Source organism: Actinotignum sp. usb-actsch-rep-73, from assembly GCF_059082735.1.
Window position 1 is genome coordinate 15,385 of sequence record NZ_JBHNPV010000037.1, and the last position, 20,199, is coordinate 35,583.

The following is a 20,199-nucleotide window of genomic DNA, read 5'->3' on the forward strand; positions in this document are numbered from 1 at the left end:
CCTTACTAGAGGGTGCGCCAGTTCCCATTAACCGCCACCTTCGCTAGGCCCGCACCGAGTTCTATGTGATTCTCACCGACGGCAAGCTGCGGAAAAAACCCGCTTAAAGCATCGGTTTGGGTTTTTCCGCAAACGTGAGTGATCATGCGAGCCGAATCGAGCGTGATCTGATCTACTGGTGAGGAGACTTTGTAGCGCTGTCCATTGATCGTCAGCACCAGCTGCCCAGTGCCGAACAAGGTTATTTCTGGATCGGATGGCAGCAGGCCAGGGTTGATGATCGTTGCCGTGCTGGTGAGGGTGATCGGTTTTAGCCCTGTGGCGAGATAGGTGAACGGCTGGCAGGTGAGGTTGGCTTGGAACATGCCCCAGCCAGCCATCTCCTGGGCAAGCGGCGAAACCTCTACATGTTTTATGTATCGGAATAGACCAGGCTCACCACTAAACGAGATCGTTGAAGCCTCCATCAAGGCAAGGCATGCTTGCCGATAAGCTTCCACGCCTCCATGCACAGCTAACGGCAGGCTGATTTCCGTGTCTTTCCAGCCGGTGAACCAGGTTAAAGAACCTGATCTGCCACTCACTTCTATATCGTCTACCCGCCGTGCAGCAGCTGGAATCTCAACTGGAGCAGTGAACCGCAAACCAAGATCCCGAGAGGAGGTTTCGTGGTCGAGAGTAAACCTATACATCGCTTTACACTCCTGCCGTGATTAGGTTACTGCGCCTTGATAGTCGTGAGAGTTGAGCGTCGATGCGGGGTGCGAGTTTGCCTACCAGTGTTCCGTCATTGAGCACGACTTGAACATCCAAAGACCCGAGGATTCGGCGGGCTGTAGCATCCACGATTCCCTCAACATCCACCGGCGCGGGCCTGTTTGGTGTCGCGGCACTATTGGGTCGAAGCGCGGTGGCGGGTTCGAGATTAATACTCGGTAGCGACAAATCCGCGTCACTGATACTGACGGGCACGTCAACGCCTTCTGCCAGCGCGTCCATGGCGCTCAACGTGTCGGCGGCCATGTCTGCGGCTGCATCAGCTGCCTTGTACCCCTCGGATGTGATCGCTCCGGCGAGGCCTGCTACGAGCATGTCACCAACCCACGCCATTTGTTTGGAAGGACTGTGGATACCAAAGAACCCGAGAATCCCATCCCAAATTGAAGATACCCAGCCAGATACCTTGTTCCACAACCAACCCGCCAGTGATTGGATGCCCTGCCACAAACCAGAAACCAGGGACGCACCAGCTGAGATCATCTGACCAACCCCACCCAACACCGCGCTAACGATACCGCTAATAATTTGCGGGATAGCCGAAACAATCGTGCCAATAATTTGCGGTAGCGCACCAATAAGCGCCGTCAGTAGCTGGATGCCAGCTTGCACTAACTGCGGTATGGCTCCACCGATAGCCGAGACCACTGCAGAAATAATCTGCGGCAGTGCGGCCACGATTGTTGTAATGATTTGTGGCAATGCACCAATCAAAGCCACAAACAACTGGACACCAGCTTGAATCAACTGTGGAATCGCACCCAACACACCGTTAATTACCGCCGTAATAATCTGTGGCAAAGCCGCAACAATCGCAGTAATAATCTCAGGCAGAGCGCTCACTAAAGAGGTGAGTAGTTGGATGCCGGTTTGAATGATCTGCGGAATAGCACTTATCAGGAAATCCACCAGCCCCTGAATAATCTGCGGCAAAGCCTCAACAAGCACCGGGATAGCCGCAATCAAACCCTGGGCAAGACCAATAATTAACTGCAGGGCTGCATCCAAAATAAGTGGCAAATTATCGATGAGCCCCTGGATCATGGTCATCAGCATTTCTACCGCCGCCGGGATCAGCTCCGGTAGAGCCTCACCAATACCCGAAACGAGTGTGGCGATAATCTGGACCGCTGCCTCCAACAGGCTCGGAAGTGCCTCAATAATCGCTTCCACCAATGCCACAATCAACGTCACGGCAGTCTCTGCCAAGGAAGGCAGAACAGCAATAATGCCTTCAAGGAGACTGGTCAGGATTGTCATGCCGGTTTCGACAACTTGTGGGAGTTGCTCAGCAATGAACGCCAGCGCCTCCTGCAAGATTTGCCCGAAGGTATCAATCAGTGCTGGTGCCCCGCCGGTTTCGAAGGCTTCGGTGAGTTCATCGACCCAACCATTAACCATCGGCATCACCGTGCCAGCCAAAGCCGTGGTCAAACCTCCAGCAAGTAGCCCTTTAAGGTTATCGACCCCGTCTTTTAGCGTAGCGAGTTGGCCAGAGAAGGTTTTGGATTGGGCATCCATCGCCCCATAAAACCGGCCACCCTCACTCGTGGCACTAGCAAACGCATCCGCAACCATATCCGCACTGATCGCGCCCTTAGCCATCTCTTCTTTAAGCTCACCGATACTTTTACCGGTCTTACGGGAAATCTCCTCTAAAGGGTTGAAGCCGGCGTTAATCATCTGGTTCAAATCCTGACCAGTCAGCTTGCCAGTAGAGCTCATTTGAGCAAACGCCAACGTGAGGGATTCGAACTTTCCAGCATCCCCCTGGCTGATATCACCTAACTGTTTGAGGCGTACCTGGGATTCTTCAGCGCTCATGCCGAACCCCATCAACGTTTGGGTGGCCTTGGCTAGATCCTCCATCCCAAACGGAGTACGAGCCGCTTCCAACTTGAGGTTATTAACCAGTTTCTGAGCCTTGGCTTGATCACCCAGCATCGTGGTAAACGAAGTGGTGTATTGCTCCATCCGGGCGTTATAGTCCAAGCCATCCTTCATCGCTGAGCCGAAGCCTTTAGCGATACCCGCGATGGCGTGCCCGATAGCCTTAACCCCACCAACAACAGCTTCCGCTGCCAGGCTGGCTTTAAGCACATCACCAAAAATGCGAGTCTTCGAACTGGTACCATCCATCTGCGAACCCAGCTCATCTACAGCATTTTCTAAGTGCCCAGTATCCTTAGCGGCAGTTTTCGCATCATCACCCGCACCATCAGCCTCATCACCAAACTTGGAAAGAGCACAATTATTCTCTTTAAGCTCACCCTCAAGACCATTCAAAGTCGCCTGAGCGTTATTGAGCTGAATCTGCCAATTCTTCGTACGAGAATCATTTTCCCCAAAACTGGTAGCAGAGTTATCAAGAGCGCTCTTAAGGGTCTGGATCTTGGCTTTTTGCGCCTCAATCTCTTTACCCAAAACCTGGTTACGAGAAGTCAACGCTGAAGCAGACTTATCGTTCTTATCGAACTGAGAAGCCACCAGCTTCATCTCAGACCCGAGTACTCGCATTTCGCGGTTGATGTCGGTGATCGCGCGTTTAAACTCCCGCTCACCCTCCAAACCAATCTTGAGACCAAAAGACGAGTCGGCCATGAGAGGTGTTTCCCTTCTTGACTCATGTAGCTTTTAGGCTACACTTAGGTGTGTGGAGATTATTTCTAGTAGCTTGTTTGACGCTTGGTTAGGTGAGCTGAAAGACAAACATGCTCAGCGGCGCATTTTGCATGCAATAGCCCGATGCGAAGCACACGGAACAATGGTTGGAGACATCAAACCCGTTGGCGAGAAAGTTAACGAGATGAGATTTCATTTCGGGCCCGGCTACCGGGTGTACTACACCCAACTAGGTGCAGTAACGGTTTTCCTGCTGGCCGGAGGAGATAAATCCAGCCAGGCTAAAGACATTCGAACCGCTCAAAAGCTCGCACAACAGGTAAGGAAGGAACAGTCATGAAGGAAGTAACATTTTCAGCGTTCGACGCAAGCAAATATCTCGATAGCCAAGAAGCAATGAACGATTACCTAGCTATCGCACTCGAAGACGGCGATACGAAAACCGTACAGGTGGTTTTGCGTGACATTGCAAGGGCACACGGCATGAGCCAGCTAGCTAAAGAAACTCAACTCAACCGTGAATCCCTCTACAAGTCACTATCAAAAGACGGCAACCCGTCCTTTGCGGCTATCACGAAAATCATGAAAGCCCTAGGACTCAAAATAACTCTCGCTACACAAAATGCCTAGATACCTGCTGGAATCACATCATCAATAAACCAAACACGCCTCTGCTCAGCGCGGCCGGTCTCGATGCGCCAGCAGTCCACGAGGTCGAGTAATTCACCAAACACGCACAGCTCAACCTCGACGCGACTCAGGTTTAGGTGGGCTAAACCGATATAGATAAGCCTGGTGAAGGCTGCCTCGTCGCTATCTAGGACTCGTCCTTGACATGGTCTTTTGGGGCCGGTGCTTCGGTGGCGATAGCTCGTCTTGTTCCTCTTTGTAGTGCTTCGCTGATTGCTGCCCGGTAGTCGGTCAGATCAGCTGGAACTGTGAGCAGTTCCACTGCATCCTCAGTTAGTTCAGTGTGTTGATCGTCTGGATGTGTGAGGTTGTGAATCTGCACTGACTGGTTAGCCAGAAGGGTGATGAGCCAGATTACCTCACCCAAGGATTTGCCTACGTCCTCGGAGGTTTCCAGAGCATCACCTAGATGTTCGAGACCGCCATATCGCTTGGCGATCAAACGAGTAGCACGCGTCGTTAAGACCAGTTCGTATTCTTGCCCGCCGATACTAATGACCGCACTACGAGACGAATCAACACTGGCAACTACAGTTTTCTTTCCCATGATCACTGTCTCCCTTTTTCTTTTAGTGGCTGGCGGCACGACTTGGATTGGTGGCTGCGGCGGGTTCGTAAACGCTGCTGTACCAGCTGGTAATGGTTTCAGCTTTCACGCCGGTGGCTCCTTCGGTTACTTCGGCTTTCCACGGGTGCTTGCCGGTAGCGTCTGGTTTGTTGCGGCGCAGGATCGTGCCCTCAATAGAAGGCGTAGAAAACGTGATCGAGTCTGCCTTGGTCGCCAAGGTCGTGGTCGGTAAAGCAAACTTCACTCGGTAGAGCCAAAAATACTGGTACTTCCCGTTAGAGCGTGCAGCTCTAAAACCGATAGCCACGGGTGCGCTACCATCCTCAGAAGTGCTGATAAGTACCCCGTTGGCGTCCAGTCTCGCACCAGTTAAGGCAGCTGCAGCCTCTGCCCCGAGATCATCAACCCCAAGAGTGAGTGTTCCAGATTTGAATTCCTTGACAATCTCGGATGCCCCGTCATCGGCATACAAAATCGCCTCAGCCACCTCCACAGACAATTCTGCAGATATTGCTTTAGCGAGCGGTTTAGGAACGGCATAGGTTTCCTCACCGCTAGTGGGATCTTCGCTAATGCTCGCGTAGTAGAGCTTGTCTAAACCAATAGTTGCCATGATGTTTCTCCTTTTGGGTAGTAATTTTCGTTAGATGTCATCGACAGATAGAATTGGGGCATGAGGGAGAAAACGCGATGCTTGACCTATGCGGTGTTCGGGATTTATCTGCTCTTGTTGTTGTGGATGGTGCTGTTCAAATTCGCCACCAGCGTTGACGACATACTGAGCATGCGGCATGCGCGCTACTTAAATCTGATCCCATTTACAGATTCTGCGAATCTTTACGGGTCGAACTTCTTTGATGAGATCGTGGTCAACTTCCTTATTTTCATCCCGTTTGGCTTGTACATGAGGATGTTGTTGAAACGGCGCTCATGGTTAATTCAATTGCTCCCACCGTTTTTAGCAAGCGTGGCATTCGAGGTCGTTCAGTACGTTTTCGCTATTGGGGTCAGCGATATCACCGATGTCATAATGAACACTGCTGGAGCCGCTACTGGCTTAGTAGTTTTTGCTCTGCTAGCCAGATTCTGGCCTGAAAAGAGCGAAAAAGTCATTAACGTCATCGGGTTAGTCCTGGAGATCTTGTTCATCGGATTTTTGACTTTCCTGATCATTGCAAACTCTTAAGGACAGGCTCTAAAACTCGAAACATCGATGGAATAGTGGTGAAAACCGGTATCCGCCTCGTATCCGATATAGCGCCTGGCTGTAATAACCAGGCGAGCGCTAATTAGAGCTTTCGTGATCTGGTCTCTTAGTGCCAAGTAGTTGGTTTTCGTGAACAGTGCGATGCGGACTTCTTCGACTTCGATGCCAGGGGTGTTGTCGGCGAAAACCTCGAGCGAATCTGTCAGTGGTGTGAACACCAGATAAGTGTCTGGTGCCGGAGTCTGGGCATACAGCCCGACCGCATATGGCAGACCCAGCTCTTCAGCGATGTGACTGAGTTGCTCTAGCAACGGTGTGGTCATGGTTTCACCGCCTCGATACGCGTCGCGAGCATTTGTTTCATGGCTTCTACTGCGGGCCTACGGGTTTGGGAACGCGTCGGCGCCAGAAACGGACGAGCTGGCTGGTTGCTTCTTCCGTGTTCGAGGACGTTGGCGATCAAGGCGTTGGAGCGGCCATCGGAGCGGTTTTCAGCGAAGCCGACCTTCACGTTATGGTCACCGCGACTGTTGACCTTCACCGTGGTTGTGCCAAGCGCTGCGAGCAGCTGTCCAGTGGAACGCGAAGGTTGCTTAGCGCCAGAGCCTATTGCGGCGGCGAGGTTTGCTCGCATCCGAGGTTCTACCACGCCAGCACCAGCTTGCAGGACTTCCTCAGCCGACGACTCTAGAACGTTACTGGCTGCGCCGAGCGCATCGATGAAAGTGTTGGGTAGACGGATCTGAACTCTAGCCATGGCTGTTTCCTTCCGGTTCGATACGGTGCGCCATGATCTCGACATAACGACTCATAACCTCGACCGCATCAATCACGTACCGGCCACTAGCACCGGCAATCTCCATCGCCTCACTAACCCGCAGCCCCGGTATTACTCGAATGCGAAACAGCGCATCAGCCTTGCTATAGGCAGCACGGTTCACCCACGCACCACTTGCGTGACGAACCTCCATGTAGGCGCGCACCGAGGCGACGATCTCGTTGCGTGTGCTGGCGAACCCGGCAGCGTCCTTCGTAACCACTGGTGCTATCAGGTCGATGTGCTCGCTCATTTTTCCTAGCGTTGCCACAAGGCGTGCCTTTCTTTAGATTTTCCAGTCCCGATCCAGACGAAGCAGGGTGTTGACTGCGTTCCACACGGCGCGGGCAGCATCGGTTTTGTCTGCCCAAAACCCGGCGGTTGCTCCATCTCTGGATTCGTAGAAATGGGTGGCTAGCATGATAATGCCTTGCCGGGTTGCCTGCGACATGGGCTCCGTTTGGTAGTAGCCCTCGGGCAGATGTTGGTAAGCGGTTGCATAGGAGATGGCAGCCAAAACAAACGAGGCAATCAAAGAATCATCCTCGCTATGGTCGACCAATAGATTCTGCTTGACTAAGGCCATGAGTTCGTCTGTTTTCATGGCTGCCACCTCCTAACTATTTTTATGGTTTACCCTGCGGTCTTTTGGGTAAGAACCTTGATCGCTTCGGGCAAGACGAGCTTGCCGTCTAGGCGTTGGGAGGCGAGGAACCCGATCTGCCCGGTGGTTGCAAATAGCTCGTTTAGGCGTTTGAAGGAGCGGCCTTGCCGGTCAGCAATCCAATAAAAACCGAGGTCACCGAACGCTACTGTGCGCGCCCCCGCTTTAAGCTCAGGTGCAAAAACACTGGTGTAGACGGGTCGTCCAAGGATCATGTCTGGAGTCCCAGCAGTCAGGGCTGGCTGCCACAGGTACTGCCCATTACCATCCTTCAACTTCCGGACGGTTTTGACTGTTGCATCGTTCATCAGCCACACCGCACGCGCCCGGTACGGGGCACGCAAACTATAGTGCAGATCGATGAGTTCATCAGCGCTAATGTCGGTAGGCTTGGCGCTGGTCACGCCAGTTTCCGCTCCGCCGGTTGGGTTGAAGATACCGCTGGGTTTACCTTTACCATCGCCAACCAGGAAAGCTTCTTCTTCAGCAGCTCCAATACGACGAGCAAACTCGCTCGCTAGGTATTGTTCAACGTTAAACGCTGCATCGTTGAGCAGTTCTTCGCTGATTTTCAGGAAAGTACCCAGCTTGAACGCCGACAGAGAAATTTGGGTGAAAGCTTCATCGGATTCGCTATATGGCTTGCCTTCATCCAGCCAGGTAGCAGTGCCATGGGTAGACACGACAGGAATTTTACGATCCCCGCTAGTGGTCTGAATAACCTTGGCGAGGCTTCGCATGACGTTTTGGTCAGCTAAAGACTGCACTAGGGTGCGTTCGAACTCGTCAGGCACTAGGTATCCGCCCTCAGAATCCACCCCCTCACTTAGCGCATTCCTTACTTCCATAGGTGAGGTGTTAAGCCGCATCGCATCCCAAAACGCCCGCTTGTAAGAAGCTGTAGCACGGGCAGGCTTGACCTTACTATCTTCGCCCATGCCGCTTCCAGGAGCGGAAGTGATGGGATTACAGGTCGCCTGGGCAAGAGCGTTTTCTAGGCGTTCGGCTCGCTCACATCGAGCGATCTCGCCGCTAAGCGTCTCAATCTCAGCCTCCATCTTCGCGTAAGCAGCATCGTCCTCAGCGCTCAGGCAGCCGGTTTCGGTGTTGCGGTGCTCATCAAGAAAAGCCTTCGCCTTATTCCAGGTTTCAGCACGGCGGGCATACAAATCAGTAACAGTAGTCATAATGGAATATTTCCTCTCTTAGTTAATGGGGTTGGTTGGTTAAATGGGCGTATAAATCAACAACCCGCCGACCACAAGGGGCAGCGGGCTTTAAACAAGGATGCTCACTTACAGGAGGCGGCGGCCCGGGAGGGGCAGCACTTTTACCGTGCATAGCTAGTTGGGCAACAAGTTTTTGCTCTGAAACCTTTCTGGAAAACACCACGCCGCGCTCATTTTTCGCTCGCCCCGGTACTTTCTTGCTCACCGATTCTTCATCCTCGCCATCACCAGGATCATCACTCTTGTCGGGATTTGTCTTGGTGGGCTCGTCGTCTCTGTCTGGAGCAGGAGCCTGTTTACTGGTGAGGAATTCATTTGCGAACCCCAAGTCGATAGCAGCTGTCGCGTCCATCCATGTCTCCATATCCATGAGCTTGGACAGTTTCGCTCGACTCAGCCCGGTTTTTAGCTGGTAGGCGTTGATAATCGAGTCCTTGACAGATTCGAGCATGTCCAGGGCACGCGACAGCTCGGTTTTATCACCCATAGCGAGCGTGGCGGGATTATGGATCATGAGCATCGAAACCGGGCTCATAGCCACCGTGGACGCCGCCATAGCAATCACAGATGCCGCCGATGCCGCGATCCCGTCAATATTCACCGTGACCTTACCGGGATAATCCAGCAGCATGTTATAGATACGAGCAGCTGCCACTACGTCACCGCCAGGCGAATTCAGCCAGATAGTGACCGGCCCAGACCCCGCATTTAACTCGGAGGCAAAAACCGCTGGGGTTATCTCATCATCTAGCCATGATTCCTCAGCGATAACCCCGTTAATACGCAAAACCCTTTCACCCCCATCACTGTTAGGGCTGGTTTCCTGTGGGGTTAGCCAGTTCCAAAAACGCTTCACATTCTCCTCCTCAAAATTAGGTTCTCTCTAGGTTCTTTAGGCACTTCATCACCAGACTCGCCCTCTTCGGCTTGTTGAAAGTCGGCATAAGCCCCAGCCATCGGCAAGGGCAGCATGTTCCCATTAACCAGGTACAGATCCCCGCCATCAGCCGCCTCGATCCGGTCAAGGTTTTCTAACTCGCGGATATCGTTGGCGCTCAACCACCCGTTTTGGCGAGCTACCGCATAGCCCTCCATACGCGACTGGTAATCCCCGCGCAGCAGCCCCTCGACATTGAACTTCACAAACAACTGCTGCTTTTCACGCGGGTTCAAAAGAGTTTTCGTGATGGCTTGTTCCCAGCGGATTACCCACGGATCAAGGGTGTATTTCACGAACTCTAAAGACTGCTGTTCAATATTGGAAAACGAGGATTTTTCGAGGTCACCAATCATGTGGGGCGGAATACGGAAGATCCGGGCTATCTCGTTGAGCTGAAACTTTCTCGTTTCAAGAAACTGCGCCTGCTCCGGAGACACGCTAATCGGCGTGTACTTCATACCCTCTTCCAAAACAGCGACCTTATTGCCGTTCTTCGCACCACCAAAGGTAGCCTGCCAGGACTCACGCACCCGAGAAGGATCCTTAATCGTGCCAGGATGCTCCAACACGCCGCCAGGTGCGGCACCATTAGCGAAAAAACTCGCGCCGTAGTCTTCGGTGGCTTGTGCCAGACCGATGGCATTACGCGCCATCGCGATCGGGGAATAACCCATCAACCCATCGAAACCCAGACCTGGAACATGAAGCACATCGTTAGGGGTAAGTCGGATCGTCTTGTACTCTCCTGCGGGTTCGTCCCAGGAGGTTTGGTATTCGTAATACAAAGCCTTGCTGTCCAGATCCCTGCCTACGCTCATCCGATTCGGTTGCAGCGGATACAGTCCAATGACTTCGCCTAGACCGTTACGCACTACCTGAGCGAACGCGTTACCCCACAACAACAAATGCGTCATGAGCGTTTCTCTAAACACGAAGCTCGTCATCTCGGGGTTAGGCTCATCGTGAAGCAGGCGGTACAAACCATGATCGACTGCTTTTTCCTTGCCGCCACCGTCCTTGTAACGGTAGACGTGCAGTGGTAGCCCGGCTATCGCTTCGGCCAGGATCCTCACGCACGAATACACGGCGGTCATTTGCATCGCGCTTCGCTCGGTCACCGGACGGCCAGAGGAAGTGGGGCCGAACAGGAACGAATACGACGAGTAAATAGTATGGTTCTCGGTTTGGCGGGGTTTGGGGCGTAGCCAGTTCAGGAATCCCATGTGTCCTTCTACTTTCGATTTAGAATGTTGGGGTGGATAAGGGGTTTCGGCAGGCGTGGCAGAGTGGCGAGTTGGTATTTCCTGCGACTCCTTCGCAAATTGGCCAACGGTGGTTTCTACGTACGCCGGTGAATCCAGCGAATAGTCGAGACCTTGTGTTCATTGGGATTAACCCATCGAGTGCGACGCGATTTGCTGCTCAGAAACTGGGTGGTGATCCAACGACCGAAATGGTTCTGAAATCTTTCCACGTCGACGAAGATGGATCTCCATTTAATTGGCGATCAATGACGATCCTGAACCTGCTCCCTTTGATTGGGCAGCCTCGTGATCTGCCTTATTGGGATAGCGATTCTGGCCGCCAGAAGATTCTGGATTCCATCGACATTACCCGTCAGATACTGAGAGTGATTCTCCCGAAATGCCACTGTGTTCATCTGATGTGGGGTAACCCCAATGACAAGAATTTCCCGTGGAAAAGCACAGTGCTCAAACAACTAATACCCGAGATTGACTCGCTTATTCCTGCCGATCGCCAGGTTCAGGCGTACCTATCCAAGAGCGGACATCCACTGCATCCAGGGTTCGGCGGGCTTGCCCATTGGCGAGGCAAACAACCCCACGACGCATGCCACCTGCTACAACACCAGTAACCCGCGCTGATCGTAGACCGATCCTGTTGATGATCCTGTGCCGCAGCGGATGGCCCGGTCGAGGGCCATGATGGTGGCGACGACTCCGTCAATCTTCTCCGTAGACTTCTGCTTATCCGGCTTAATGTTGCCAGCTGGGTCGGTGCGCACGTGAATGTTATCGACCATCCAGGCCAGCACCGGGTGCCCACCATGCGCAAGCTTGCCTTCCAACGCCAGCTTCATCAGTTCCTTCGATGGTGGGGACATGTCTTTGAAGCCTTGCCCGAAAGGCACCACCGTGAAACCAGCATCCTCAAGGTTTTGGCTCATTTGGATCGCACCCCACCGGTCGAAAGCGATTTCTCGGATATTAAACCGGGTGCCAAGATCCTCAATGAACTTCTCGATATACCCGTAGTGCACCACGTTGCCCTCAGTCGTGAGTAGGTGGCCTTGCTGATGCCATAGGTCGTAGGGGACGTGATCGCGGGCGACTCGCAGTTTCAGGTTGTCTTCGGGTATCCAAAACCAGGGCGCGACCGTGTATTTGTCATCGTCATCCGTGGGTGGGAATACGAGAACGAAAGCAGTGATATCGGTGGTGGATGCCAGGTCGAGCCCGCCGTAACAAACCCGGCCTTCTAACTCATCTAAGTGGACTGGGTCATCGTTTTTGTTCCAGGTATTCATAGGCATCCACCGCACAGACTGTTTGACCCACTGGTTCAAACGCAACTGTCTGAAGGTGTTTTCTTCAGCCGGATTCTGCCTGGCACTATTACAAGCGTCCCTTACTTTCTGGATTGGCACCGTAACGTCCAAGGATGGGTTGGCTTTATGCCACACGGCTTCATCGGTCCAATCATCATCTTGCCCCGCCCCATATATGACTGGATAGAAAGTGGGGTCGTGCTTTTTGCCCGCAAGGATGTCTTGGGCTTTTTGGTGTTGTTCGTAGCAAATGCTGTGGGTGTCGGTGCCGGCGGTTGTTATCAGGAAGTACAGTGGCTGGGTGCGAGCATCCCCACTGCCTTTGGTCATCACGTCGAAGAGCGCCCGGTTGGGTTGGGTGTGTAGCTCATCGAATACCACTCCGGAAATATTGAATCCGTGTTTGGAATAGGCCTCGGCGGATAGTACCTGGTAGAAGGAATTGGTGGGGGAGTAGATGATACGTTTTTGGCTTCTAAGGATCTTTACCCGCTTGGCTAGTGGGGGACACATTCTCACCATGTCGGCTGCCACTTCGAACACGATGGATGCTTGTTGCCGATCAGCAGCACACCCATAAACTTCAGCGCGTTCCTCGCCATCGGCGCACGTGAGCAACAATGCGACGGCAGCAGCCAGCTCACTCTTGCCTTGCTTCTTCGGAATCTCCACATAAGCAGTCGTGAACTGGCGGTATCCATCGGCTTTGAGGGTGCCGAAAAGGTCGCGAATGATTTGTTCTTGCCAATCAATTAACTCAAACGGCCTGCCAGCCCAGCGTCCTTTCGTATGCGTGAGCGCTTGAATGAACGCGACCGCATAGTCCGCAGCCCGCTTATCGTAATACGAGGTCGGCAGAGCAAAGCGGGTTGGCTCGTAGCGTTCAAGGCGGCGCATTGCCATCAAGACACCTCCAATCACAAAGAAAGGAAAAGCTCAACCAGCGTGGGTTGGGCTTTATCGGAGAATCAGGTTTTAGACCATGGCGTCGAGGGCATCGTATTCGCGTTTGAGTCGGTTGTATTCTTGGGCGAGGCATTCGAGGCGGAACCGGTTTTTGCAGGATCGTCCTTCGCGTTCGATGCGCTCGAGTTCGGCTTTGCGTTCGCGTAGAATCATGGTGCCTTCGCCTGGGTCGGTTTCCATCAGTTTCAGGTCTTTGTCGAATTTCGTGTTCATCGCCCTTGTCCTTTCGCTTACCGTGGTTGTTTCGGTATGTATATACAGCCATAGGTGTGCGACTATATCCAGTCGTTTTTGGGCTTATTTGCAAGGAAAATAGCGATAAACATCTCTAACGAAAAGGCGTCAGTGAGAAGGAAAACCCCGCGCGTGGCAGGGGTTCTCCCGAGTCAGGCTTGTTTATTCGGCGGCCATGGCGGCGGTGAGCGCCCAGGAGAGCGCGTGACCGTCGTCAGGGAAAATCTGGTCGGCTTGCTTGATCAGTTCGAGGCCGCATTCGATGAAGGACTTACCCTGCCAGGGGTTCTCGGAGGAGGTTTCGGTCAGGCGGTAGATGCGGGCGTCGTTGCCATAAACCCCGCCCTTGTGCCAACTGTAGCTGGTGGCGATCACCAGGTTGCCGTAGCGCACCACCGCACCGTAGCTATCGGTGGCCATTTGCAGGCGTTCCATCGTTGTCGTTTCCATCGCTGTATTTCCTTTCTTCGCATACCGTTTTGGTATGTATATACAGCCATAGACTCCCGCTTATATCCAGTCATAAAAGGGCTTATTTTCAAGGAAAAATAGAGATTCGCATCTCTTGTCCAGATGCTTTGTCGGGCGGGTTTTTCCATGCCGAATTACCCGAGAGTGGCTTAAGCAGGATTTTGCGAACCTCAGCATACTTTTTACCGCTAAGTCCTATGCGGTAAAGCAGAGAACGCAGTTCATACTTCTCATTACTTGCCTGGCTTGTACTGCGAGTGACGGTGCGGTGGATCTGTTTGGCGTACGCGACCAGCTTCGTTAAGAACTCGGTGTAGGCTGTGATCTTCTCGAACTCGGGCAGCTCATCCCACCACGGGAAACTCAGCCCCTCACTACTGGTGGTGATGCTAAGCTGGCTCGCGCCGAGCGCTTTAGCGATCAAGTCTTTCTTGGCTGCAATAAGTTCATGCAGCCTTGCCAGCTCAGCCTCATCAAGCGTGGCAGGTAGGGTGACTACGAGCCCGTAGTTTTCAGCCTTTTTGGTGTTCACCATTGCTCATCCTCCTCACCATCAAACTCGATGCTTTGAACGTCCATCCAAGCACTGATGAGGCGCAGGTAGTTGTCTGGGAAGTTGGAGACAATCATTTCTACGTGCTCATAGCCGTGGTATTCGGCTACATCCCGCACCGCACCAATATCGGTCAGGTCAACTCCGAGGTTTTCGATTTCTTCCAGATCGGCGTATAGCTGTCCCATCATCACCAAACCCTCTCTTTCTTGCTGGTTGTTTGGTCATGTACATACAGCCATAGGAACGCGTACTTATCCAGTAATTTTTGCCTTAAAATCAAGGAGTTTTAGTGGCCTCAGTGACTATCTGGGAAAGCACGAGTTTGGCGCACGGCAAAGCTATCCCGTTTCCCCACAGCTTGTATAACGCCCGATCTGTCACCGGGGCTGCGAGCCATTTGCGTACTTGGTTGCGGGTTTTAGGTTTTTTCAATCCTTGTACCTTGCCCCAGCTGGCCCAGACCTGCCACCAATAATCCAGCACGTCTTCGCTCGGGTTCTCGATGGCGAGTCCGTCTGTCCAAATATCCGGGAATCCTTGTAGGCGGGCGCATTCGGTTGGGGTTAAGCGTCTCACGCGGTATTCGGGCATGCCAGGGTCGGTGACCAGGGGCGGCTCAGTTGAGTCCGAAGCCAACAGGGCACCAGCAATATTGACGTTTCCTCGGCAGAAGAAGTCTGCCTTCGAGGCGCTCACAACGTCAGGTTCGACGATGGCGATGCCGCCTTGGTTACAGGTCGGAGTTATCCCTGACGTATCGAGCGTCTTGGATACCTCGGTTGAATAACCGTACCTGCCCACTGCCGCGCCGCGTCCCTCATGTAACGCATTGAAACCGTAGGCGGTAGCGATGATGGGAGTATTGCCTCCGCCAGTGCTGTAACGAGCGGTCACGGTTGGTGCTATCTGGCATGGTCCGCCCACTCTGGCATCATGAGGATGATGGTCAAATAGTAGCGGCTCAATAATACTCTGGTCGTTACTGCATCCGAGCGTGCCCGACAGATTTGTTTGCACGAGCGGGCCTTTACCGCCACCCGATTTACCTGCCCGCATCCGCAAGGCGAACACATCTAAGGATTTGCTTGCCTCGTGAGTGCCTGCTCGAGGATTGGTGGGAGGGTTTTGCTTTTCACTGCAGCCCTGCGCAAGATCCCCGCGCAGGCGCGTGGGCTCAAAGAGTATTTGTCCGGCACGCCCGCTTGCAAAATCGCAGATAAGGTAGATTCTTTTGCGTCGTTGGGGCAGGCCGAAAAATTGCGCGTCCAATACTCGCCACGCAATGCTCCATTGGTCTGCCACGATCGCTCCAGCTTTATGCCACTTTTGTACTCGAGGTAGGTCAGCCGCTGCCGTTTCGTCGACAACCGAGATGAGGTTTTGCAGGACGCTGTGGAAGTCGGCTCCTTTATTGCTTGAGAAGGCTCCGGGCACGTTTTCCCAAACAGCGAATCTTGGATATAGACCATGACTTGCCTTTCTCATTTCTCTGATGACTCTGACGGCTTGGTGGAATAGACCTGAGCGTTCGCCAGCTAAGCCTGCCCTTTTACCTGCTACCGACAGGTCTTGGCAAGGAGAGCCAAACGTGACTACATCCACTGGCTCTAGCTGACTGCCGTCAATGTCGCAGATGTCGCCCAGGTGCTGCATTTGCGGAAGGCGCGTGGTGGTGACCAGGATCGGGAAGGGCTCAATCTCGCTCGCCCACACAGGTTCGATACCAACCTTGGTGGCGGCGAGTGGGAAACCACCCGAGCCATCAAAAAGCGAGCCAAGCCTTAAAGTTTTTGTCAAGGGTTAGCCTTTCTGCTTGGGGCGGTCGACCTCTTTCACCAGATCCAGGTAGGCGTATTGTTTGCCGTCTCGCTCACACGTGATCCCTGCTGCGTCTCCGGTTGCTTCGGCATAGCGGCGCAGAATCACGGAAGCGTATTTCTCATCTAGCTCCATGCAATAGCAAGTGCGGTCTGTGGCTTCTGCAGCCATGAGCGTGGAACCAGAGCCAGCAAAGGTATCGAGGATGATTGCGTTGGTTTGGGTGGAGTTACGAATCGGATAAGCCAGCAAATCCAACGGCTTCGAAGTCGGATGGTCACTGTTTTTGCGGGGCTTGGCAAAATTCCACACCGTGGTTTGTTTGCGATTCGCATACCAAGCGTGACGGCCGTCTCTCTTCCACCCATACAGCACCGGCTCGTGCTGCCACTGATACGGGGAACGTCCCAATACGAGGGAATCTTTAACCCAAATACAACAGCCCGACAGGTAGAAGCCAGCNTCTTGAAAAGCGCGACGGAAGTTCAATCCTTCNGTGTCGGCATGGAAAACATATGCAGACCCACCCTTCTCCAAAGCGTCTGCCATATTGGTGAACGCAGCCAGCAGAAACTCATAAAACGCGTCTGCGTCTTGCTTATCACCTGCAATTTTCAGGCCGCTGTTCGATTTGAAGTCCACGTTGTAAGGCGGGTCTGTGACCACCAGATTAGCCTGTTTGCCATCCATCAAAGTTTCGACATCGGCCGGGTTCGTGGCATCCGCGCACATCAGGCGATGCCTACCAACCCTCCAGATATCACCTTTTTCGACAAAGGCTGCCGCTTCTAGGGCGGCGTTCAGGTCGAAGTTATCGTCCTCGATACTGTCGCCGTCAAGAGAACCTATCAACTGTTGTATTTCGGATTCATCGAAACCGGTGAGTTCAACGTCGAAATCGGAAGCATCCAGGTCGGCTATGAGTAGGGCGAGTTTGGATTCATCCCAATCGCCACTGATCTTGTTTAGCGCAACGTTGAGCGCTTTTTCGCGGGTTTCGTCTATTTCGACGACCACGCAGTCCACGGTTTTATAACCCAGATCAGCCAGTACTTTCAGACGCTGATGCCCACCCACAATATTTCCGGTGGTTTTGTTCCAGATGACTGGCTCCACATACCCAAACTCCGTGAGACTACGCTTCAACTTTTCGTAGTCGGGGTCGCCGGGTTGTAGGTCTTTGCGGGGGTTGTAGTCAGCTGGGGTGAGATCAGTTAGCGCTATTTGCTTGATGCGCATGCTTTTTCACCGCCTTAACAAGCTCACGGCTAGTAGTCCAGGTGTCTTCCCACTTGCGTGTGTAATCCCCGAAATGCCCATACGTCGAATAGCGCACATAGCCGGGTGCTCGCAGTCCAAACTGGTCGATGATCGCAGCCGGACGAAGATTAAAGACATCGCGCGCAGCAGCCGTGATTATTTCGTCGGTGTATTGGCCGGTGCCGAGCGTGTCGATAGCAAAAGCGACCGGGTCGGCTTTGCCAATCGCATAAGAAATGCTCACTTGGCACTCTTCAGCTAGGTGTGCATCCACCACCGTCTTGGCGATCAGCCGCGCCATATAAGCACCCGACCGGTCAACCTTAGAAGCATCTTTACCACAGAAAGCTCCACCACCATGTCCGGCCAGCCCGCCATAGGTATCAACCATAAGTTTTCGGCCAGTGAGTCCGGTGTCGGCTTTAGGGCCGCCCTCCACGAACCGCCCGGACGGGTTGATCAACACAACCGTGTCCGCATCTACCGGTAGATACCGCTGGCATGCTGGGCCAACAATCAGCGATGTTATTTCACGGCGCAACACCTCAAAATCCTTGGATTTATCGTGCTGAACGGAAACCACCACCGTCTCTACGGCTTGCGGTTTTCCTGCGTCGTCGTAGCGCACCGAAACTTGTGCTTTACCATCCGAAAGGATCCCTGTGATGGTTCCTTGCTTGCGCGCGTCATCTAGCTGCTTACAAATCTCGTGGGCTAAAACAAGGGGTAACGGTAAACGCTCAGGTGTATCGGTGCAGGCATAGCCGTAGACCGTGCCTTGATCACCAGCCCCCTGAAGACAATAAGCGGACTCATCGCCATGGCGAGCCTCTAAAGATGTGCTCACCCCGTCGTTAATATCGTTAGATTGACGCCGCACCCACACGTACACCAAAAATCTCCACGGCTTATAGCCAGCTGCAGTCAGGGCTGTGCGTACGCAATCTCGCAAGTCCACGCGAGCTTTAGTGCTGATTTCACCGGTGACAATAATGCGTCGCCCAGTAGCCATGACCTCTACCGCGACGCGGGCGTTGGGATCGGCGTAGAGAATTTCGTCGAGAATCTGATCAGCAATTAGATCGCACAGTTTATCGGGGTGACCGATACACACTGCTTCAGCGCTGCGAACCGTAGTCATAGGAATGCCCTTTCAGTAGAAAATCAAAAGAAATAAAAACTCCCCACCATGTCCAACGAAGAGTGGGGAGCAAAGATAGACAGGCGAACCCGAATCATGTGTGATACTGGAATACGTGCAAGACGAAACGAGTAAACCTAATCAGCCAGAACCTTCCGGCGGCAATGGTAAAGCCGTGGCTTACGGAATGATCGCCGGGATAATGACCGCCATAATCTTTCGGTTCATTATGGACGATAATGCCTTAGCGATAACTATTGGCACAGGAGTCGGAATCGCGATAGGGGCAGGCTTGACCGCAACAAAACGCTCCAAATAATCCCGGGAAACAACTAGGGCGCATCTACGAGCGTGCTTTCAACAACTGCTCCATAACCTCATCACCCGGAGCCGCACCCGAATAGTCACTAGTGCAGTTCGCCCGCACAATCTCAAAAATCTCATACCAATAAACATTCGCCTGCTTACCAAAAGACTGGGACATCGCAACAAACGGGGAAGCGATAGCAGCCCCCGTGGTCGGGTGCTTTCCGAGCAAACCGAACTTGGAGATCGCCTGCTCACACTGCACATAGCGGGCGAACGCCTGGGCGTAGGCCTCAATCAGACGCTTAGAAACAAACCTCGTGCAACCACGCTCGTCAAGCCAGCGCCATGTCTCTCGGTAGACAATGTCCGCGCCCAGCGGTTTGCCATCGCGTTGAACCTCAGAAAGATACTCAGAAGGCTCCGGCATCACCTCACCAGCAAGCACCGCGCCCTCACCAACATCTGCGCCCTCAAAATCGAAAGGGCTTGCTAGCGGATCTTCCAGGCGAGTAGCAGGCAGACCCTTAGCGAGTTTCTCACTCAGCGGGTCAGGTTTCGCACCAGCCCTCACGCGCCGCCCACCACGATTGGTTCCGTCTTTCGCCATGAAATCTCGCCTCCTTCCAGGCGGTTAGCCCGGTAATGGAGGGCTTGCGGGTTAATACCCTGTTTGATTCGGTCTTTTTGCGTACGGTTGGCCCCGCCCGCTGACCTTCGCCAAGTCTGTAGAGATTCGAGGCTCCCAACCCCTCACCAAGGCGACGGGGATTTGCCGTAAGCGACGAACAAAACTCAATTGAGTATCTTTGAGGTAAAGCGTGTTTTCGCGCGTCACAGCGGAAAACCACGTTTTAGTAGGTGTAGACCTGAGGTGCTTGCCGCCACCGGTCGCCATCGAGCGCCGACTGACGCGAATGACAAGGCTTGCACAAGCTGCGCAGGTTAGAAAAGTCGTGGCTGCCACCATGGTCTAAGGGAAGAATGTGGTGGACTTCAGCCACCGGCGTTATCTTTCCTTGAGCTTGACAGTCTTCACACAAAGGATGCTGAGCGATGTAAGCGGCGCGGATCTTCCGCCACCGGGCACCGTAACGCTTGTTGATTCTCGGGTCACGTTCAAACTTACGGTAGTTCTTGTCCGCTTCCTTGGCGTGGATCTCGCAGAACCTTTCGCGGGTTAGTTCGGGACAGCCGGGCGTGGAGCAGGGACGGGCTGGTTTGCTTGGCATTGCACCCACCGTCCCTTCCCAAACAAAGTGAAACCCTCCGGTCAGCAGTTCAGTGTTGTTTGTTCCGGAGGGTTTCGCTTTTCTATATTTCTATCCATTTACAGTATCTCAGGCTCTAACCTGGATTTCCAT

At 53.3% G+C, this 20,199-nt stretch carries 25 protein-coding genes; 4 read left to right on the top strand and 21 right to left on the bottom strand.

Going from position 1 to position 20,199, the window contains the following annotated elements; translation table 11 throughout:
- Positions 1-5 precede the first annotated feature (5 nt).
- Together AC5RE1_RS02360 and AC5RE1_RS02365 are read right to left on the bottom strand one after the other, a co-directional pair.
- The gene (locus AC5RE1_RS02360) at positions 6-584 is read right to left on the bottom strand and encodes a hypothetical protein (protein WP_493938272.1); all 579 of its coding nucleotides are present in this window, start codon (positions 582-584) and stop codon (positions 6-8) included.
- Positions 585-696: 112 nt separating this feature from the next.
- On the bottom strand, positions 697-3,378 hold the full coding sequence (locus tag AC5RE1_RS02365) for a phage tail protein (RefSeq protein ID WP_493938273.1): 2,682 nt from the start codon (positions 3,376-3,378) through the stop codon (positions 697-699).
- A gap of 52 nt (positions 3,379-3,430) precedes the next feature.
- Here AC5RE1_RS02365 and AC5RE1_RS02370 point away from each other — a divergent pair, with 52 nt between their 5' ends.
- Together AC5RE1_RS02370 and AC5RE1_RS02375 are read left to right on the top strand one after the other, a co-directional pair.
- Positions 3,431-3,739: a type II toxin-antitoxin system RelE/ParE family toxin gene (locus AC5RE1_RS02370; protein WP_013189226.1), complete on the top strand. Its 309-nt coding sequence runs from the start codon at positions 3,431-3,433 to the stop codon at positions 3,737-3,739.
- Positions 3,736-4,029, top strand: a complete 294-nt coding sequence (locus tag AC5RE1_RS02375; RefSeq protein ID WP_004009166.1) for an addiction module antidote protein — start codon at positions 3,736-3,738, stop codon at positions 4,027-4,029. Before AC5RE1_RS02370 ends, AC5RE1_RS02375 begins: the two co-directional genes overlap by 4 nt.
- 187 nt (positions 4,030-4,216) lie before the next feature.
- Here AC5RE1_RS02375 and AC5RE1_RS02380 read toward each other — a convergent pair whose 3' ends face one another.
- Together AC5RE1_RS02380 and AC5RE1_RS02385 are read right to left on the bottom strand one after the other, a co-directional pair.
- Positions 4,217-4,636 carry a hypothetical protein gene (locus AC5RE1_RS02380; RefSeq protein WP_004009167.1) on the bottom strand — a complete coding sequence of 140 codons (420 nt, stop codon included), beginning with the start codon at positions 4,634-4,636 and terminating at the stop codon, positions 4,217-4,219.
- A 22-nt stretch (positions 4,637-4,658) separates the two neighbouring features.
- Complete coding sequence (locus AC5RE1_RS02385) at positions 4,659-5,270, bottom strand: major tail protein (RefSeq protein WP_493938274.1); 612 nt, start codon at positions 5,268-5,270, stop codon at positions 4,659-4,661.
- A gap of 60 nt (positions 5,271-5,330) precedes the next feature.
- Between AC5RE1_RS02385 and AC5RE1_RS02390 the strand changes: the two genes are divergently transcribed.
- Positions 5,331-5,843, top strand: a complete 513-nt coding sequence (locus AC5RE1_RS02390; RefSeq protein WP_493938275.1) for a VanZ family protein — start codon at positions 5,331-5,333, stop codon at positions 5,841-5,843.
- Here the strand turns inward: AC5RE1_RS02390 and AC5RE1_RS02395 are convergent.
- From AC5RE1_RS02395 to AC5RE1_RS02425, 7 genes are read right to left on the bottom strand one after another with little or no spacing between them, the layout of a single operon-like run.
- Complete coding sequence (locus AC5RE1_RS02395) at positions 5,840-6,187, bottom strand: hypothetical protein (RefSeq protein WP_493938276.1); 348 nt, start codon at positions 6,185-6,187, stop codon at positions 5,840-5,842. The two genes, AC5RE1_RS02390 and AC5RE1_RS02395, sit on opposite strands and share 4 nt — an antisense overlap.
- Entirely contained in the window at positions 6,184-6,621 is a 438-nt protein-coding gene (locus AC5RE1_RS02400; protein WP_070425108.1) for an HK97-gp10 family putative phage morphogenesis protein, read from the bottom strand. Before AC5RE1_RS02400 ends, AC5RE1_RS02395 begins: the two co-directional genes overlap by 4 nt.
- Positions 6,614-6,952, bottom strand: coding sequence for a phage head completion protein (locus tag AC5RE1_RS02405; RefSeq protein WP_493938277.1), 339 nt, complete (start codon positions 6,950-6,952; stop codon positions 6,614-6,616). The genes AC5RE1_RS02400 and AC5RE1_RS02405 overlap by 8 nt, the downstream gene beginning before the upstream one ends.
- Positions 6,953-6,967: 15 nt before the next feature.
- Positions 6,968-7,285 carry a head-tail connector protein gene (locus tag AC5RE1_RS02410; RefSeq protein WP_048707971.1) on the bottom strand — a complete coding sequence of 106 codons (318 nt, stop codon included), beginning with the start codon at positions 7,283-7,285 and terminating at the stop codon, positions 6,968-6,970.
- A 29-nt stretch (positions 7,286-7,314) separates the two neighbouring features.
- On the bottom strand, positions 7,315-8,532 hold the full coding sequence (locus AC5RE1_RS02415) for a phage major capsid protein (RefSeq protein WP_493938278.1): 1,218 nt from the start codon (positions 8,530-8,532) through the stop codon (positions 7,315-7,317).
- A 22-nt stretch (positions 8,533-8,554) separates the two neighbouring features.
- Positions 8,555-9,430, bottom strand: a complete 876-nt coding sequence (locus AC5RE1_RS02420) for a head maturation protease, ClpP-related (RefSeq protein WP_493938279.1) — start codon at positions 9,428-9,430, stop codon at positions 8,555-8,557.
- Positions 9,427-10,737 carry a phage portal protein gene (locus tag AC5RE1_RS02425; protein WP_493938280.1) on the bottom strand — a complete coding sequence of 437 codons (1,311 nt, stop codon included), beginning with the start codon at positions 10,735-10,737 and terminating at the stop codon, positions 9,427-9,429. Before AC5RE1_RS02425 ends, AC5RE1_RS02420 begins: the two co-directional genes overlap by 4 nt.
- A 32-nt stretch (positions 10,738-10,769) precedes the next feature.
- On the opposite strand from AC5RE1_RS02425, the gene AC5RE1_RS02430 reads away from it, so the two are divergent.
- Positions 10,770-11,390 carry a DUF1643 domain-containing protein gene (locus AC5RE1_RS02430; RefSeq protein WP_493938281.1) on the top strand — a complete coding sequence of 207 codons (621 nt, stop codon included), beginning with the start codon at positions 10,770-10,772 and terminating at the stop codon, positions 11,388-11,390.
- Here the strand turns inward: AC5RE1_RS02430 and AC5RE1_RS02435 are convergent.
- The 10 genes from AC5RE1_RS02435 to AC5RE1_RS02480 all read right to left on the bottom strand — a co-directional run bounded on the left by AC5RE1_RS02435 (position 11,376) and on the right by AC5RE1_RS02480 (position 20,067).
- A complete protein-coding gene (locus tag AC5RE1_RS02435) occupies positions 11,376-12,980 on the bottom strand; it encodes a terminase large subunit (RefSeq protein WP_493938297.1) in 1,605 nt (534 codons plus the stop codon). The genes AC5RE1_RS02430 and AC5RE1_RS02435 overlap by 15 nt on opposite strands.
- Positions 12,981-13,058: 78 nt before the next feature.
- Positions 13,059-13,262, bottom strand: coding sequence for a hypothetical protein (locus AC5RE1_RS02440; RefSeq protein ID WP_101486015.1), 204 nt, complete (start codon positions 13,260-13,262; stop codon positions 13,059-13,061).
- A gap of 183 nt (positions 13,263-13,445) precedes the next feature.
- Positions 13,446-13,733, bottom strand: coding sequence for an Nmad4 family putative nucleotide modification protein (locus tag AC5RE1_RS02445; protein ID WP_493938282.1), 288 nt, complete (start codon positions 13,731-13,733; stop codon positions 13,446-13,448).
- Between the two features lie 88 nt (positions 13,734-13,821).
- Complete coding sequence (locus AC5RE1_RS02450) at positions 13,822-14,289, bottom strand: virulence protein (protein WP_493938283.1); 468 nt, start codon at positions 14,287-14,289, stop codon at positions 13,822-13,824.
- Positions 14,283-14,498 (bottom strand): hypothetical protein, encoded by a 216-nt coding sequence (locus tag AC5RE1_RS02455; protein ID WP_493938284.1) that lies wholly within the window; start codon positions 14,496-14,498, stop codon positions 14,283-14,285. Before AC5RE1_RS02455 ends, AC5RE1_RS02450 begins: the two co-directional genes overlap by 7 nt.
- An 88-nt stretch (positions 14,499-14,586) precedes the next feature.
- Positions 14,587-16,107 (bottom strand): DNA cytosine methyltransferase, encoded by a 1,521-nt coding sequence (locus AC5RE1_RS02460; RefSeq protein ID WP_493938285.1) that lies wholly within the window; start codon positions 16,105-16,107, stop codon positions 14,587-14,589.
- A gap of 3 nt (positions 16,108-16,110) precedes the next feature.
- Positions 16,111-17,367: a site-specific DNA-methyltransferase gene (locus AC5RE1_RS02465; RefSeq protein ID WP_493938286.1), complete on the bottom strand. Its 1,257-nt coding sequence runs from the start codon at positions 17,365-17,367 to the stop codon at positions 16,111-16,113.
- Positions 17,339-18,529 carry a methionine adenosyltransferase gene (gene metK / locus AC5RE1_RS02470; protein ID WP_493938287.1) on the bottom strand — a complete coding sequence of 397 codons (1,191 nt, stop codon included), beginning with the start codon at positions 18,527-18,529 and terminating at the stop codon, positions 17,339-17,341. Before metK ends, AC5RE1_RS02465 begins: the two co-directional genes overlap by 29 nt.
- Before the next feature lie 343 nt (positions 18,530-18,872).
- Positions 18,873-19,445, bottom strand: coding sequence for a P27 family phage terminase small subunit (locus AC5RE1_RS02475; RefSeq protein WP_493938288.1), 573 nt, complete (start codon positions 19,443-19,445; stop codon positions 18,873-18,875).
- 244 nt (positions 19,446-19,689) lie between these two features.
- Positions 19,690-20,067, bottom strand: coding sequence for an HNH endonuclease (locus tag AC5RE1_RS02480; RefSeq protein WP_493938289.1), 378 nt, complete (start codon positions 20,065-20,067; stop codon positions 19,690-19,692).
- Between the last annotated feature and the right edge of the window lie 132 nt (positions 20,068-20,199).

Excerpts from the sequence above, each read along its gene's own strand:
- AC5RE1_RS02365 (WP_493938273.1), bottom strand. The coding sequence starts at position 3,378 with ATGGCCGACTCGTCTTTTGGTCTCAAGATTGGTTTGGAGGGTGAGCGG.
- AC5RE1_RS02375 (WP_004009166.1), top strand. The coding sequence starts at position 3,736 with ATGAAGGAAGTAACATTTTCAGCGTTCGACGCAAGCAAATATCTCGAT.
- AC5RE1_RS02380 (WP_004009167.1), bottom strand. The coding sequence starts at position 4,636 with ATGGGAAAGAAAACTGTAGTTGCCAGTGTTGATTCGTCTCGTAGTGCG.
- AC5RE1_RS02385 (WP_493938274.1), bottom strand. The coding sequence starts at position 5,270 with ATGGCAACTATTGGTTTAGACAAGCTCTACTACGCGAGCATTAGCGAA.
- AC5RE1_RS02390 (WP_493938275.1), top strand. The coding sequence starts at position 5,331 with ATGAGGGAGAAAACGCGATGCTTGACCTATGCGGTGTTCGGGATTTAT.
- AC5RE1_RS02395 (WP_493938276.1), bottom strand. The coding sequence starts at position 6,187 with ATGACCACACCGTTGCTAGAGCAACTCAGTCACATCGCTGAAGAGCTG.
- AC5RE1_RS02400 (WP_070425108.1), bottom strand. The coding sequence starts at position 6,621 with ATGGCTAGAGTTCAGATCCGTCTACCCAACACTTTCATCGATGCGCTC.
- AC5RE1_RS02410 (WP_048707971.1), bottom strand. The coding sequence starts at position 7,285 with ATGAAAACAGACGAACTCATGGCCTTAGTCAAGCAGAATCTATTGGTC.
- AC5RE1_RS02415 (WP_493938278.1), bottom strand. The coding sequence starts at position 8,532 with ATGACTACTGTTACTGATTTGTATGCCCGCCGTGCTGAAACCTGGAAT.
- AC5RE1_RS02425 (WP_493938280.1), bottom strand. The coding sequence starts at position 10,737 with ATGGGATTCCTGAACTGGCTACGCCCCAAACCCCGCCAAACCGAGAAC.
- AC5RE1_RS02435 (WP_493938297.1), bottom strand. The coding sequence starts at position 12,980 with ATGCGCCGCCTTGAACGCTACGAGCCAACCCGCTTTGCTCTGCCGACC.
- AC5RE1_RS02440 (WP_101486015.1), bottom strand. The coding sequence starts at position 13,262 with ATGAACACGAAATTCGACAAAGACCTGAAACTGATGGAAACCGACCCA.
- AC5RE1_RS02445 (WP_493938282.1), bottom strand. The coding sequence starts at position 13,733 with ATGGAAACGACAACGATGGAACGCCTGCAAATGGCCACCGATAGCTAC.
- AC5RE1_RS02450 (WP_493938283.1), bottom strand. The coding sequence starts at position 14,289 with ATGGTGAACACCAAAAAGGCTGAAAACTACGGGCTCGTAGTCACCCTA.
- AC5RE1_RS02455 (WP_493938284.1), bottom strand. The coding sequence starts at position 14,498 with ATGATGGGACAGCTATACGCCGATCTGGAAGAAATCGAAAACCTCGGA.
- metK (WP_493938287.1), bottom strand. The coding sequence starts at position 18,529 with ATGACTACGGTTCGCAGCGCTGAAGCAGTGTGTATCGGTCACCCCGAT.
- AC5RE1_RS02475 (WP_493938288.1), bottom strand. The coding sequence starts at position 19,445 with ATGGCGAAAGACGGAACCAATCGTGGTGGGCGGCGCGTGAGGGCTGGT.
- AC5RE1_RS02480 (WP_493938289.1), bottom strand. The coding sequence starts at position 20,067 with ATGCCAAGCAAACCAGCCCGTCCCTGCTCCACGCCCGGCTGTCCCGAA.